12 protein-coding genes are annotated in these 15580 nt (G+C 58.6%); 10 read left to right on the top strand and 2 right to left on the bottom strand.

All coding sequences use genetic code 11. The annotated features are described in order from the left end of the window. The first annotated feature begins 7 nt into the window (after window positions 1-7). The 8 genes from tssJ (at window position 8) to tssA (ending at window position 12054) form a co-directional block, all read left to right on the top strand. The gene (gene tssJ, locus ACA052_RS14955; RefSeq protein WP_497645565.1) at window positions 8-766 is read left to right on the top strand and encodes a type VI secretion system lipoprotein TssJ; all 759 of its coding nucleotides are present in this window, start codon (window positions 8-10) and stop codon (window positions 764-766) included. Beyond that, window positions 759-2102 (top strand): type VI secretion system baseplate subunit TssK, encoded by a 1344-nt coding sequence (tssK, locus tag ACA052_RS14960; RefSeq protein WP_497645566.1) that lies wholly within the window; start codon window positions 759-761, stop codon window positions 2100-2102. Before tssJ ends, tssK begins: the two co-directional genes overlap by 8 nt. Continuing rightward, on the top strand, window positions 2099-2812 hold the full coding sequence (icmH, locus tag ACA052_RS14965; RefSeq protein ID WP_497645567.1) for a type IVB secretion system protein IcmH/DotU: 714 nt from the start codon (window positions 2099-2101) through the stop codon (window positions 2810-2812). The genes tssK and icmH overlap by 4 nt, the downstream gene beginning before the upstream one ends. A 30-nt stretch (window positions 2813-2842) precedes the next feature. After that, window positions 2843-6727, top strand: coding sequence for a type VI secretion protein IcmF/TssM N-terminal domain-containing protein (locus ACA052_RS14970; protein ID WP_497645568.1), 3885 nt, complete (start codon window positions 2843-2845; stop codon window positions 6725-6727). Between the two features lie 31 nt (window positions 6728-6758). Next, window positions 6759-7685, top strand: coding sequence for a type VI secretion system-associated protein TagF (gene tagF, locus ACA052_RS14975; RefSeq protein WP_497645569.1), 927 nt, complete (start codon window positions 6759-6761; stop codon window positions 7683-7685). After that, window positions 7682-10177 carry a type VI secretion system membrane subunit TssM gene (gene tssM / locus ACA052_RS14980; RefSeq protein WP_497645570.1) on the top strand — a complete coding sequence of 832 codons (2496 nt, stop codon included), beginning with the start codon at window positions 7682-7684 and terminating at the stop codon, window positions 10175-10177. The genes tagF and tssM overlap by 4 nt, the downstream gene beginning before the upstream one ends. Window positions 10178-10343: 166 nt before the next feature. Further along, complete coding sequence (locus ACA052_RS14985; RefSeq protein ID WP_059404755.1) at window positions 10344-10862, top strand: Hcp family type VI secretion system effector; 519 nt, start codon at window positions 10344-10346, stop codon at window positions 10860-10862. A gap of 94 nt (window positions 10863-10956) precedes the next feature. Beyond that, window positions 10957-12054, top strand: coding sequence for a type VI secretion system protein TssA (gene tssA / locus ACA052_RS14990; RefSeq protein ID WP_497645571.1), 1098 nt, complete (start codon window positions 10957-10959; stop codon window positions 12052-12054). Window positions 12055-12159: 105 nt separating this feature from the next. Here the strand turns inward: tssA and ACA052_RS14995 are convergent, their stop codons facing one another. Then, a complete protein-coding gene (locus ACA052_RS14995; RefSeq protein ID WP_497645572.1) occupies window positions 12160-12828 on the bottom strand; it encodes a dTMP kinase in 669 nt (222 codons plus the stop codon). A gap of 140 nt (window positions 12829-12968) precedes the next feature. Continuing rightward, complete coding sequence (locus ACA052_RS15000) at window positions 12969-13286, bottom strand: LysR substrate-binding domain-containing protein (RefSeq protein WP_497645573.1); 318 nt, start codon at window positions 13284-13286, stop codon at window positions 12969-12971. 320 nt (window positions 13287-13606) lie between these two features. On the opposite strand from ACA052_RS15000, the gene ACA052_RS15005 reads away from it, so the two are divergent. Together ACA052_RS15005 and ACA052_RS15010 are read left to right on the top strand one after the other, a co-directional pair. After that, the gene (locus ACA052_RS15005; protein WP_497645574.1) at window positions 13607-14458 is read left to right on the top strand and encodes a sugar phosphate isomerase/epimerase family protein; all 852 of its coding nucleotides are present in this window, start codon (window positions 13607-13609) and stop codon (window positions 14456-14458) included. A gap of 14 nt (window positions 14459-14472) precedes the next feature. Further along, on the top strand, window positions 14473-15534 hold the full coding sequence (locus tag ACA052_RS15010; protein WP_497645575.1) for an isopenicillin N synthase family dioxygenase: 1062 nt from the start codon (window positions 14473-14475) through the stop codon (window positions 15532-15534). The last annotated feature ends 46 nt before the right edge of the window (window positions 15535-15580 follow it).

The following is a 15580-nucleotide window of genomic DNA, read 5'->3' on the forward strand; positions in this document are numbered from 1 at the left end:
AGCCATCATGGATAACAGACATTCAAGGAAGCGCCCTGCACAGCCGGCATTGGCAAAATGCCTGATCGCAGTGGCCATGATGATGGCGTTGACGGCCTGTGGCGTCACCGACCGTGTCAGCAAGCGGGTCGACGATACATGGGCCGGCGACATGCTGTTCGACGATAACGAGAAGGTCATCCTGACGTCGGACGGCGGCAATCAGCTCAATCCCGATGCGTCCGGCAAACCGCTGTCGGTGGTGATTCGCGTGTACCAGCTGACGTCGCTGGAGCGCTTTTCGTCGATCGACGCCGACACGCTGTGGGACGACCCGCAAAAAGCCCTCGGCAATACGCTGATCGAAAACCGCGAAATCACCTTGCTGCCAGGCATGGGGCAAGTCGACAAGTGGCCGTTGAACAAAGCAGCCGGCTACGTCGGCGTCGCCGCGTTTTTCCGCTCGGAAGAGAACAGCCGCTGGAAGGTTGCGTTTGACGCCAACTCGCTGCGCAAGGATGGCATCTGGTTTTCCGCTGATGGCCTGCGGGTGCTGGTCGACAACAACAGCGTATCCGCCGTGAGCGGCGTCGATGTCCTGAACAAACCCAAGACCGAAGCGCAGCTCGCCCAAGCCTCTGCCCTGCCCGACCCGCCTGCGAAACAAACCCTCACCCAGCGGGTGCAGGACGCGGCCGTGCAACAGGCTGAAGACACAGCGACCAGCTCCGCGCAAAAAGCCACCGAGTCAAAATTAAACTCTCTATTGGAAGGCGTTCATGAGTAAGCAAAGCCGGGTGATGTGGTCGGAAGGCATGTTCCTTTTGCCACAACATTTCCAATATCAGGATGAGTTCCACCAGCATCAGCTGGCGGAGTCGACGCTGCGCAATACGCCCTTCCATTGGGGCGTGCAAATGCTGCAGGTTGATGAAGAGGCGCTCGCAACCGGCTCTTTGCAGCTCAAGCGATTGAAGCTGGTGTTTCCCGACGGTAGCCTGTACGACGCGCCGCAGCATGATCCGTTGCCGGCAGCGCGTGACTTGAAGGACTTGCTCAAGGGCAATGACCTGAAGGTCTACGCAGCACTGAAACTGCCTGAGCCGTTCGGCATGAACTACGTCGAAGACGGTCAGGAACAAAAAAGCGCACGCCGTTTTCGCAAGCAGTTCGACACCTTGCCGGACCTTAACGAAGGCGATCTCGAGAACGAAATCACCAGCCTGCGCCTGAACGTGGTGATGTTGATCGACGGCGACACTCTGGATGGCTACAGCCACTGCCCGATCGCCCGCCTGTCGCGCAATAACATCGGCGGCTTCAACCTCGATGCGCACTTCGTGCACCCGACCCTGCATGTGGGCACCCATGAAACCCTGACCGGCCTGGGCAAGCGCTTGCTCGGCGCACTGCAATCGAAAAGCAAGGCGCTGTCGGGTCGTCGACGCGAACGCGCGGACCAGATTGCCGAATTCGGCTCCAGCGACGTGACCCTGTTCTGGCTGCTGAACACGGTCAACCGTGCGCACCCGGGCCTGGCGCACCTGCTCGCCCACCCGCGCCTGCATCCCGAACGCCTGTATCTGTTTCTGGCGGAGCTCGCGGGCGGCTTGCTGACGTTTTCGCTGGACACGCAACTCAACGACATCCCCGAGTATGACCATCACGACCCCGCGGCCTCGCTGGTCAAGCTCGATGAGATGATTCGCGTACTGCTCGACAACGTCGTGCCTAACCAGTGCGTCGTGATCAACCTGACCCAGACCAAGCCGTCGTACTGGCAGGGACAGTTGCTCGATCCGCGCCTGGCCGAGGCGGATTTCTATATTTCCGTGCACGCCGACATGCCCGGCTCCAGCCTGCTGGAGCTGGTGCCACGCGCGTTCAAGGTCGGTTCGCCGGAAGACATTGAAGTCGTGGTCAACAGCGCGATGCCTGGCGTGACGCTCAATCACTCGACCCGCTTGCCCAATGCGATTCCGGTGCGACTGGACAATCACTACTTCTCCATCGAGCCCCATGGCCGGGTGTATGAACGCATGATGAGTGCCCAGGCCATCTCTTTTTACGCGCCCAGCGCCTTTACCAATCTCAAGCTTGAACTGATGGCGGTACTCAAATGACTGAAGCCGTAATGCAAGGCGCCGTGGCGGCCGCAACTGAAAAACCGGTGTTGAAAGACCTGGTGCAAGACTTCATCAGCATGGCGCTGATCGTGCGCAAAGGCCGCCAAGTGACCTCGGTCACCGCCTTTGAGGCGAGCATCGATGCCTTCTTCTCGACGCTCGAACGTGAAGCCCGTAACGCCAACTACAGCGTTGAACAAGTGAAGGACACGCAATACGCCCTCTGTGCGTTCCTTGATGAAAGCGTGTTGCGCTCCGGGGAAAACGACCTGCGTCGCCATTTCGAACTGCAGCCCTTGCAGTTCCGCTACTTCGGCGTGCACCTGGCGGGCGAAGGCTTTTTCGAGAAAATCGATTCGTTGCGCAGTGACGTCAAACAGAACCTGGATGTGCTTGAGGTGTACCACCTGTGCCTGGCGCTGGGTTTCGAAGGCAAATTCAGCCTCGGCCAGAAAGACCAGTTGCGCTACCTGGCCAACACCCTGGGCCAGGACATCGCGCGGTACCGCAAAACGCCCAAGGCACTCTCGCCGGATTGGGCATTGCCCGACCAGGTCTCGCAGATGCTGAGGCATGAAGTTCCCGTTTGGCTCTATCTGGCGCTCATTGCGCTGGTCTGCGTGGGTGTTTACCTGACGCTGGACTGGCTGTTGGCCAAGGACGTAGCCGCATTGTCCGAACAAATCAGCCAGCTGTTCAGTGCCTGAGCACACGTCAGGTAATCGAGTCAGGAAGACATGAAGACATTATTGCGTTTGTTGAAAAGCTTTTGGTTTGTCATCCCCGTGCTGTGGCTGGCGAGTCTGGCGGTTTGCTGGTTCGTGGCACCGCACGTGAGCTGGCTGCGTGGCTACACGCTGGAGGCGATGGCGATCATCAGCGCCTTCTATTTGCTGATCATTGTGTTGCGTCAGTACAAGCGGATCCGCGCTGAACACAACCTTGAGAACCTGGTGCAGATCGAGGTTGATCGATCGCTTAAATCCACCGGTGAATTCCGCGATCAGCAAGTGCTGCGCGAGCGCCTCAAGCACGCTATCGCGATGCTGCGCACCGATCGCTCGGCCGGTGGCGGCGGCTCGTCGGCGCTGTATGACTTGCCGTGGTATCTGGTCATCGGCATGTCAGGCGCCGGCAAAACCTCGTTGCTGACGCGTTCCGGTCTGTCCGCGAGCATCGCCAACAGCGCCAATGACACCCAAAGCGGTACGCAACATTGCGACTGGTACTTCAGCCCTGAGGCCGTGATGATCGACACGGCCGGCCGATACCTGCGGGACGACCAGTCGGCCAGCGAATTCGCCGCGTTCCTGCGGATGCTGAAAAAGCAACGCAACAAAGCCGCCGTCAACGGTCTGGTGCTGGTAGTGAGCCTGCCTGAGCTGCTGGCGGCCAGTGCCACCGAGCGCCACGAGCTCGCCGCGCAGCTGGTGTCGCGCATCGAGGAATACACCGACTGCCTGGACGCCAACCCGCCGATCTACCTGATGTTGAGCAAGACCGACCAAGTGCCGGGTTTCAGCCAGGCATTCGAAGGTCTGGACCTGAACGAACGTCAGCAACCGCTGGGCATGACCTTCGGTTTGTCGGAAATCCGCAACCAGGGTTTGCGCGCGGTGCTGGATGCCAAGCTGGCCAACCTGCACAGTCATATCCGCCGTCACGTCGACGCGCAGATGATTGCTTTGGGGGCGGATGCCAACAGCGCGCTGCTGAACTTCCCGAACTATTTTTCCGAACTGTCGGTGGTGCTGGAGCAGTTTCTCCAGCACTTCGCGCAGACGGGCCATACGGGTACTCAACTGTTGCTGCGCGGCCTGTATTTCACCAGCGCCCTGCAAACCGATCAGCAACTGAGCCAGGTGTATGAAGATGATCTCGCCGAGTCATTTTCGCTGCTGCCAGAAGCCGAGCACGACAAGCACACGCAAAGCAGTGGCAAGAAAATCAGCGACCGCAGCTATTTCATTACCGATACGTTCCGCCGCGTGATTTTCCCGGACCGCGACCTGACGCTTTATCAGTCGCGTTCCGGACAGAACAAATCGTTCAGCCCTGCTGTGCTGGGCGTGGCCGTGCTGGCCGCACTGGTGTTCATTGGTTGGCAAACCCTGTCCTTCCAGAACAACCGTCAGTGGCTGGCCTCCTTGCGCGAGCAACTGAGCGAGGTGCAGCAATCTCCGGACCGCGCCCAGTTGCTGGCATCGGGCCAAGGCCTGGAATTGCTCCGCGATCAACTCGCCGCCATCGAGAAACACCGCGCCAAAGGCGTACCGCTGCAACTGAGCGCCGGCCTTTATCGGGGTGACGACATCTACCTCGTCGCCCAGACCGCCTATTTGCAGCAACTGCGCACCCAGGCGCTCGAACCGGTCACCCTGCAACTTCAACTGCAAATGCGCGCTTTCAATGAGTTCGCTAAAACCATGGACCCGCAGAACAGCTTTGCGGTGGCACCAGACAAGGCCGGCAGGCCATCAGCCAAAGCCCGTGCGCAAGGCCTGAAACTGCCAACCCGCTTGAGCAGTGTTCCGCGCAGCGCCGGTGATGTCACCAGTCGTTTGAACGGTACAGTCAAAGGTGCAGCAAGCAAGGTGCGCGCCGATGCATTGACCGCGCTGCGCAACCCGGCCACGGCGAGCGACGCCGCTGAACTGTCGGCGACCACCGGCGGACTCTCGTTGTCCGAGGAAATGCTGGGGCGACTGGATGAACGCCAGGTCGCGTCCATCATCGAATCCTATAACGCGCTGAAGCTCTACTTGATGCTGACGCAACCCGATACCCATCCCGAACCTGAGTTCGTCGGGGTTGCATTGCCGGTTGCCTGGGCCAACACCGCCAGTACCGACAATCCGGTCAGCACTGCGGTTATTCAGGACAACTCGCCGGTCTACGTGCAACTGCTGAAAAATGGCCAGGCGCCGTCCCTGCCACGCAACGAGCAATTGATCAGCGAAACCCGCAATAGCTTGAAGTCGTTCATGATTTCCAGCTCGCTGGTGGATCGCGAATATTTGCGCCTGCAATTGGAGTCCAGCCGCCAGTTTCCAGCCGTGGGCCTGAGCGATCTGGTGCCTCTGCCAGGGCGTCAGTTGTTGTACGGCAGCGAAGCGGTGCCGGCGATTTTCACCCGTCAGGGTTGGGAACAGTTCGTGAAGCCTGAGCTGATCGAACTTTTGTCGGGCAACCTGCAAAACGAATCGGACTGGGTGCTCGATGGCGAAGGCGGCGACAGCCTGGTGCAAAAAGCCAATTTCATCCGTGAGTTCATGACGCGTTACAAACGCGACTACACCCAAGCCTGGTACACCCTGATCGACAGCGTCGGCGTTCGCCATTTCACTGACATGGCCAACGCGACCCAGCAACTGTCGCTGCTCAGCGACGTGCAGAACTCGCCGGTGAAAAACCTGCTGGCGGCGGTCAACGACAACACCCAATGGGATGTCCCTGCACCACGTGAAACCCAGCAACCGGGGATCAAGCGTGATGACGGTTTCTGGGGCAAGGTCACGGGGATTTTCGATGGGCAGGACACCTCGCCAAACGCGCTGATTTCGCCGTTGCCTGCGGTGGATGACGGCAGCCTGGCCAAGCGCTTCGAGCCGGTATCGCGGGTCTTCGCCGTGCAGAACGCCGAGGGCGCCGACAGCACGATCATGGATCGCTACCTGGCGGCGTTGCGCAAACTCAAGGTGCGGATGAACAACATCCAGCGCTCACAAGACGTCGGGAAAAGCAGCAAGCAACTGATCAGCGAAACCCTGGAAGGTCAGCCGAGCGAAGTCACCAGCGTGCGCAACTATGTCGAGACCACCGTCGACACCAGTCAGGGTGGTCTGTCAACTTCACTGCAAGGCCTGTTCAGTCTGCCGATTCAGTTCGCCTGGGAAACCCTGCGCGATCCGGCCGGCGAGCAGATCGCCAAGGCCTGGGCACAACAGATCGCCAAGCCTTGGGAACAAGTCATGGCGCACCGTTACCCGATCGCGTCGGGCAGTCGCAATGAAGCCTCGGTCAAGGATCTGCAACGTTTCGTCGACCCGGAGTCCGGCTTGCTGCCGAACTTCAAGCGTAACGAAATCGGCAACCTGTCCGGTGGCGAAGGCCTCGGCATGAGCAGCGCCAGCAAAGCCACGCCGCTGGTCAATCCGAACATGGTCAACAGCATCGACAAGGCCAGCTCCCTGGGCCAGGTCATTGCCAGCCTGTCGGACCGGGAAAACGGCTTTGAGATCATGCTGGAACCCGCGGCCTGGTTCACCGACATCATCTTCACCCTCGACGGTCAGGTGCAGCACTATCGCAACGGCAAGACCAGCTGGAGCCGCTTCTCCTGGCCAGGCACCACCACCGCACCCGGCGCGCGCATGGACGTGGTCACGCTCAGTGGTGAACGCATTACGGTGTTTGATTACCCTGGCCGCTGGGGCCTGCTGCGCATGAATGACAGCGCTCGCGTCAGTGATCTGGATGGTATCCAGCAGCGTTTCAGCTGGAACACCGCCAGCGGGCAAGTCAGCCTCGCCGTGCGCAACTACGGCGGCGTCAAGCTGACCGACCTGGCCAACGTCAAAGCACTGAGTGCACTCAACGCTAGCAGCGGACGGGTCCAGTGAGCATGCTTGTCTTGAATCAGGGACGCGGCCAATGATTGGTTGCTTCGGAAAAGTGCCCGCGAGCCCGGACTTCGTCAGCCTGCACGGTGCAGCCGACGACGTCTGCGAGTTCGACGCGTGGCTGCAAGGCGCATTGGCCGCCCTGCAGCCTCTTGAGGACTGGCGGGCGCTGTTCGACGCGTTGCCGGTGTGCTTTTTCAGCTATCGCGCACGCAGCGGCAACTGGTTGCTGGGCGGCTTGATCAGCTCAAGGGATTCGAGCCAGCGCCGTTATCCGTTTTTTATTTTTCAAACGGTAAAAGCCAGCGACGCCGAGCCATTGCTCAATCCTTTCACCTTGAGCGAACTGTTCAGCGGGCAGATCAGGCCGTTGCTCCATATGGCCACCCAGGGCGAAAGCACATCAGTGCTGTTCGAACGCATCAAAGCCTTGCGTCCATTACAAGGCCAGGACTTCGAGTTGTTCCGGCGCGTGCATGACAAGTTCCTGGTGAACTTCAACCTGCGCGATATCGCCACCGCACTTGAAGGCGCCTACCCGGAATTTGTCACCAATGCCGTACTGACCCGGCTGCTGGCTTTCAAAAGCCATCTGCACCAGCCAACGCCAATGGGCATTTCCCTGCCCTTGCCGGCGGAAAGAGGTTTAAAGAACCCGACCGCCGATTTGTGGATCACGTGGTTGACGCGAATGACAGCCGGTAGCGGCGTGCCGCAGGTCAGTCTGCTGGCAGACGACTTCATGCGCCCCCGGCTGATCTGCTTTCCGTCACGCAACAACCACGATGCCTATCGCGTGCTGACCGATACCGGCAACCGTTTGCAAAGTCATGACGTGATGGCGTCATTCGATGCGTTTGATGAGCACCACCCAAAACACGCCTTTCCCGAAATCGACCGCCCTCTTGATGACGTTATCGACCGTTTTGTCGACGCGCTGGATTTGAAGTCCGTATGAACAAGATCAAGTATTACTTCTTGCGCTTCCAACCCTACATTCTGGGGGTGTGTTTTTTTCTCACCATTTTCGTGGTGTGGGGCATTGGTCGTGCGTTTGACTTCAGCTCGCTGAACAGCCTGCTGACGGGCATTGGTGTGTTCCTGCTGCTCTCGGCCGGTTACGTGCTGCTGCTTTACCGAGGGGTGTCGCGGCACCACGATCTGGAAGGGCTGCTGCGCGACGACGCCGATCAGGCGGTACTGAACGCCAGTCCGGCGGACCGCGAGGAAGTCAGCCTGTTGCGCGAGCGCCTGTTGCAGAGCATTGAGCGGCTGCACAGCAACAAGCCGCGTGGCAGCAATCCCAAGGATGCGCTGTATGCCCTGCCCTGGTACCTGGTGATCGGCCAGCCGGCCGCCGGCAAAAGTACGATGCTCTATCAATCGGGCCTCAACTTCCCGTATGCGGAGCGCGAAGGTGCACGCGTCGCCGGCCTGGGCGGCACCCGAAACTGCGACTGGTTTTTCAGTTCCGAGGCCGTCCTGCTGGATACGGCCGGTCGCTACATGAACAACCAGGAAGAAGCCGGAAAATGGCGGGCCTTCCTGCAACTGCTGCGTCAACACCGGCAGCGTCGGCCGCTTAACGGCTTGATCGTCACCGTCAGCATCCACGACATTCTGCAAACTTCGCTCGAAGACCAGGAGCGTATTGCCAAGCGCCTGCGCGAGCGCATCCAGGAAACCCACGCGCTGCTGGAAGTGCGTCTGCCGGTCTACCTGGTGTTCACCAAGTGTGACCTGGTGCCGGGTTTTGCCCCGTTCTATCGCCAACTGGATGATGTTGCCCGCGGTGAAGTCATGGGCAAGACGTTTCCCCATAAAGGGTATGAGCAGGCCGACTGGGGCCGGCAATTCGGCGCGGCAATGGACGAACTGGTCAGCTATTGGCAACAAGTGGCGAGCCAGCAACTGGTCATGCAGGACATTCAGATCACCCGGCAGGATTCAGCGGTGTATCGCTTCCCGCTGGAACTGGCGGCGCTGAAGCCGCGGCTGCAATTGTTCGTCGACGCTCTGTTGCGCGCCAACCCGTATCAAAAAGCCGAACTGCTGCGCGGCTTCTATTTCACCAGTGCACTGGACGCCGACCAACCGGAAATGGGTGGGCACACGCGCCAGGTCACAGAGCGCTTCTCACTGGACAGTGATCAAGTGATCACCAGCGGCAATGCGCAACCGCGTCCGCTGTTCATCAACAGTCTGTTTCGCAAAGTCATCATTCCCGATCAGCATCTGGTGGCGTTGTACACCACCAACCACCGCGAGCGTCGGCGCAAGGCGGCGTGGATTGGCGGTGCCGCTCTGGTCGCGGTGCTGCTGTGCAGCCTGCTGGGCTGGTCCTATGTGAACAACAAAAACACCGTGCAGACTATTTCCACGGAACTGGCTCAGGCGGCCACCGCCGACGCCTCGGCGACGGGGCAATACACCGACTGGCAAACCCTGGATCGCATGCGCTTCTGGACCGCCCATTACTATTCGCAGCATCACGATGAAGGCGTACCGATGCGCATGCGCCTGGGGCTTTACCAGGGCTACAACGTCGAGCCGCTGGTGCGCAGTCAGTATTTCAGCCGGCTGGAAAGCGTGATGCTCAAGCCGACCGCCGACAACCTGACCCGCTCGCTGTACCTGTTGACCACCCTCAAGGTGTATCAGCGCAACAGCAAGGAACTGTTGCCGGTGACAGGCGTGGACAGTGTCGAACCCAAGGCGCTGCCTAGCGACAACCGGGCGCAGTCCATCGCGGCGTTCGGCAAGACCACGCTGGACACCTACGTCATGCTCTCGCGTGCCCAGCGCGAAAAGGCTGACCCGGCGTTCCTGAAAGCCAAAATACCGGATTTTTGGTACCCGGCGATTGCCCGCCAGACCGGAAAAACCATCGGTGCCGCCCACGACGGCTCGGGCTCGAATCAGGATTACGAGTTTGCCAGCCGGCAGATCAATTTCTACAGCGACCAGATTCACGAGGAAGACGTACCACGGATCCTCGATAACGCGTTCCTGACATCCAGCTCGCGAAATTACATCAACAGCTTGCTCACGCAGTCGTTGCGCTCGATCGAGACCATCACCCTGGAATCGGACACCTTGTTCGCCTTTGGCCGTGCCGATTTCCAGAGCCTGAAAACAGAAGGCCAGGGCCAGTTGAGCGCCATCGCCGGCAAGCTGCTGAGCACGCCTGACATCGGCAAAATCATTATCGCGGGGCATGCCGATCAATTGGGCGATTCGCAAGGCAACTTGCAGGTATCCAAACAACGCGCACAAACCATCAAGACCTATCTGGTGGGCAAAGGCGTACCCGGTGAACTGGTGGAAGCCGTCGGCGAAGGCAGCACCAAACCCTTGGTCAAATGCGATATGCAGCAACCAAGACCCCAGCTTATTCAGTGCCTGGAACCTAACCGGCGCGTAGAAATCGAAGTACGGTCGCTCAATTGAGACGGCCGCACTTCCGAAGGAAAACCGCTGCCGGGGCCCGCTTGATGTTCGGCCCAGGCCGGTAAGACACCTCTCTTGATCGTTTCAAAGAGGTTAAAAACGAAGGGGTTGTGACCTGTCCGCAGGTTGTTACAGCCCTTTAAATGAAGGTAAGGAGAAATTAGAAATGGCATTTGACGCATACATTCAGATCGAAGGCATTCCAGGTGAAGTGCTCGACGACAAGCACAAGGACTGGATCGAAGTGCTGGGCTACGAGTACGGCGCAACTCAGGCGACTTCCGCGACTGCAAGCTCTTCGGGCGGTGCTTCGTCGGAGCGTGTGTCGTTGAGCGATTTCAGCATCCGCAAAGCCGTTGACAAGGCTTCTGCCAAGCTGTTCGAAGCCTGCTGCAAAGGCACTCACATCGCCAAGATCCAGCTGAACGTCAACCGCGCGGGCGGTGACAAGGTTACCTACCTGACCATCAACCTGGAAGAAGTCGTGGTCTCCTCCGTCAAGGCAGTCGCCGGCGGCAGTCAGGGTGGCGAAGACAAAGCGGTCAGCGATCTGCCGATTGAAGAAATCAGCTTCAACTTCGCGCGCATCAAAACCACCTACACCCAACAAAGCCGTGCCGATGGCCAGGGCGGCGGCAACGTCACCGGTGGTTGGGATCGCACGGCGAACAAAGTTTTCGCTTAAGTCCGTAGCGATAGCGGACCGCTCACGCGGTCCGTATTCAGCACCGCGCCTGCCCACCAGGCGCGGTGTTCTTTTATTTTGATCAGAGTTGCCTATGTCTGAATTTCTCAACGACCTTTCGCTGGCCGAACTGACAGCGCCCATCAATGAGGGGAGCGGTGAAGACTTGAGCTTTTCCACCTTGTTCGATCAGGTGAAGGAGGCTCGTCGAGCAGACCCCGATTACCTTACCCAGGGTGACTGGCAAACCGATCTCAAGACTTCCGATTGGGATCTGACCATTACCTTGGCTGCACAAGGTCTGGCTCGACAGAGCAAAGACTTGATGCTGGTCGCCTGGCTCAGTGAAGGCCTGGCGCACAAGTACCATTTTGTCGGTATCACCTTCGGCCTGACACTGGCCGAGCGCATTCTGCAAACCTTTTGGGCGGATCTGTTCCCTTCCCTTGAGGACGGCGTCGATGAACGCGCCGCACGCCTGGCGTGGATGAAAACCTCGCTGGCAGACATCGTCGGCGCATTGCCGATCACCCAGGGGCAACATTACGGTCTGCTTCGTTACGACGAATCCAGGCACATCGAAAACCTGGCGCTGCAAAACCCTCAGGCGATGCGTGCCGCCCTCGACGAAGGCAAGATCAACGCGGAAGTCTTCCAGCGTTCGGTGGTGCTGACCGATTCGGATCATCTGCGCCTCAAAGCCGGCGAAATAGCCGCCTGCCTGAAAGCCTGCCAGCAGCTGCAGATCACCGCTGACAGACACTTCGGCCCTGAGGCGCCGAGCTTTGCCGGGCTCAATGACATTTTGTTTCGCGCAGGACAACTGGCTGAAAAACTGCTCAAGGATCGAGGGATCGAACTGTCCCCGGCCCGTGTCGCGCCGACTCCGGCCATCCCTGAAAGCACTGGTGAACAACCTGCAGGTTCCGCAATGACCCAGCCTGAGCAAAGTCTTTTAGCCACTCCGCTTCGAACTACACCGCAGACCCGCGATGAGGCATTCACCCTGCTGGCCGGCATCGCCCAGTTCTTCAAACAGACCGAGCCCCAGAGCCCCGTCCCTTATCTGATCGAACGGGCGATCAAATGGGGCAACATGCCGCTCGAGGGTTGGCTGAACGATGTGATCAAAGACAGCAATGTGGTGGACAGCATCCGCGATGTGCTGGGGACCAAGGAAGCGAAGTCCTGACATACCGCCTTCGCGAGCAAGCTCGCTCCCACATTTGATTACGGCCGTCAATGCGGTTGGGTGCCATCGGGTTGACTGGGGTACCCGCCCAATAGTTGACTCCCGTCACTCTTCGGCAATCTCAGCCGCATCAAGGCCGGCGCAGCGAACTTCGCCTTCGGGGCATCGAAGGACTCTATAGATCTCAGAAATCACCTGCATCGTTGCGTCTTCGATTGTTCCTTCATTACGGCATAAAACCCAGCCGTGATCTGCAATCGCTCGCTCGAACGCCTCGGTACAAGCGACATGTTCTTCCAGCTTATGGATCACAGTACTGCTCAGCCCGCGCCGTCGTGCCGCTGCCCTCGCCCATGAAATATCAGGGGTGGTGACAACCCCGACATGCAGGTCTGGCACTCTCACGTTTCGATCAATGTTCAGCTGTAGAATCTCTGCAAACGGGACTATCCGGCGAAACGCGGCATCAGACGGGTACCAGCGATCGATCAGGATGATGCTGTCTGGTGGCTGTTTAGCCAGCACGTGCTGGGAAATCCAGGTACGGCTATCAGCAAAGCGCTCACAAACCCTCAACTCCAACTCCCGGGAGGGATGTCTGACGAGTCTGTTAACGAGGGCCATTGTTTCACCCCTATAGGGATCGCTTTTTTTCTCGCAAAGTCGGATCACCTTTTTGTTGTCTGCCCTCAGTACTTTCGTAACGGCCTCCAACAGTGTGGTTTTGCCGGCTCCCTTGGGCCCATCTAGAGAAACAAACAGCGGACGATTCATTCTTCACATAACGATGTATATACGGTTTTTTTGTCCTGTTCGTTCGCTAGAACCGCTTGGCGCGACTACGCGAATCGAGTGGAGGGCTCTTATGAACAGATATTGATGAACACTCTAACGTAGTTTCTGGCTAACGGGTCTCAAAAACCGTTCACCAATCCTCCGTTGTTCAGCCCAACTTGAGCGCTGAAATCGGGCAAAAGCGCGATGCCCAAATCAGTCAAAGCCGCATCACGCAATGCTTCGTTATTGTTGGTTGCGAATGCGCCTTTTATAGGAACAGTCAGCCGCTTCCCCGCCACTTGCGAGGGGCCAGGGGCTTCGAAAGCCCAGGCAGGCGTGTCGCTGCCTCGAGGGTAATAAAGACAGTTGTGTTCTACGAGATTCGGTGGACGTTGAGGTTCGCCGTATCTCTCGAGATAACTGCGACTTGCAACAAAAATCGGTTGAGTGCGCATACGACTGCCGGTGACGTGGGCGCCTTGAAAAGGCTATCGCGCGGTACTTGCCCCTGCCGATGGCCCTCCTCCGCATAGTACCTGTTGTCCCTTGAGACTCTTCAAAATGATGTCGTAACGCTGGCGCACCTCGCTAATGGGCAGCGTAGACAACTGCTCAGCCACAAAATCCTGCCTTCACAACACGATAAATAGCCAGCTATTTGTTGTTAAAAGTCTGAAGTATTCATTTGAACTTACAGATTCTTTCGCGTCTCGGCCTATGCCTAACATCGGCGCCACGCTTTTACAGTAGGCCCAGGGATTTTTGAGGATCACCGATGAAGCTGGAAATTTTCCGCACGCTGTGGGGTTACACCGCCAGCAAGGCCCAGGCGCTCGAAGAGCTGCTGCAAGCGGGCTTCGATGGAATGGAAGCTCGCCTGCCACTGGACGCCCGTGAACGGGCTGAGTTCGCCGCCTTTCTCCAGGCCAATCGCCTGGGCTATATCAGCACAGTCTTCACCGCGTACGACGTGCTGCCGGACCAGTCGGCGACGCCTGCCGTTCACCTCAATGACCTCGATCAGAAACTCGCCTGGGCCGCCGAACTCGACCCACGCTTCGTCAACGTGCTGGCGGGCAATGATCGCTGGTCCTTGCCACAACAAGTGGAGTTCTTCGGCCAGGCGCTGGAACTGGCGCGCAAGCACGGCCAGGTCTGCAGTTTCGAAACGCATCGCTCGCGGTCGCTGTTCAATCCTTGGGTGACTCTGGAGTTGATCCGGCAATTGCCCGATCTGTTGTTCACCAGTGACATCAGCCATTGGGTGGTGACGTGCGAGCGCCTGTTGAATGACCCGGCCGATGACTTGAGCGCCTTCATCGATCGGGTTCACCACATCCAGGCCCGGGTCGGTTATGACCAGGGCCCCCAGGTTCCGCACCCGGCGGCTCCTGAATATGCAAAAGAGCTGGCCTTCCATCAGCAGCACTGGGAAAGCATCTGGCGCTCACAGCAGGCCCGCGGCTACCAGGTCAGCACATTGACTCCGGAGTTCGGCGCCGACGGTTACCTGCATCATTTGCCCTTCACCAATGTACCGGTCGCCGACCTGTGGTCATTGAACGTGTGGATGGGCCAGGCCGAGCGTGAACACTTCAGCCGTTTCAGCCACTCAAGCAACCCTTAGGGAGTCGAAGCGTCATGTCTGACAATAAAAATAACAGCGTTAGCACTGACACACAGAACGCCAACTTCAAGAGCATCCCGGTGGTCAACATCGCCGGTCTGTTCAGCGTTGAGCTGGAACACCGCCTGGCCGTGGCCGAACAATTGGGTCGCGCCGCCAGCGATGTCGGGTTCCTCTATATCACCGATCACGGTATCGACCCGCAACTGATCAGCAACCTGCGCAAGGCGGCCAAGGACTTTTTCGACCAGCCCTTCGACATCAAGATGCAGCACTACATTGGCACCTCGAAAACCCACAAGGGCTTTGTACCCGAAGGCGAAGAGGTCTACTCCCAGGGCAAGCCGGACCACAAGGAAGCCTTCGACGTCGGCTTCGAAGTCCCGGCCGATGACCCGCTGGTGCTGGCCAATACCCCATTGCTGGGCCCCAACGACTGGCCTGAACTGCCGGGTTTCAAGGAGTCCGTATGGGCGTACTATGAAGCGATCTTCGCCTTGGGCCGGCGCTTGTTTGGCGGCTTCGCCCTGGCCCTGGGCCTGGAAGAAAACTATTTCGACAGCCTGGTCACCCGCCCACCGTCCAAGCTGCGCCTGATCCATTACCCCTTCGACGGTGCCGCCCATGACGCACCGGGTATTGGCGCCCACACTGATTACGAGTGCTTCACCATCCTCCTAGCCGACAAGCCAGGCCTTGAGGTGATGAACAATCTTGGCGAATGGATCGATGCACCACCGATTGCCGATGCCTTTGTGGTCAACATCGGCGACATGCTTGAAGTGATGACGGCAGGCACATTCGTCGCCACGGCACATCGGGTACGGAGCGTGAGTGAGGAACGTTATTCCTTTCCACTGTTTTATGCCTGCGACTACCACACCCAGATCAAGCCGCTGCCCGCGTTTGCCCAGGCAGGTAAGGACTATGAAGAAATAGCGATCGGCGAACACATGTATGGCCAGGCGCTGCAGACCTATCAGTATCTGCGCCAGCGAGTGGCCAATGGAGAAGTTGAACTGCCAGCGAAGGCACGCAAGCCCGCCAGTTTCGGGCACTTGAAAAATCAGGCGTAACCGTCCTGATTGACGTTTTCAGTTAACACCTACCTACGCCGGAGTC

The sequence above is a fragment of the Pseudomonas sp. LBUM1644 genome (assembly GCF_059716195.1).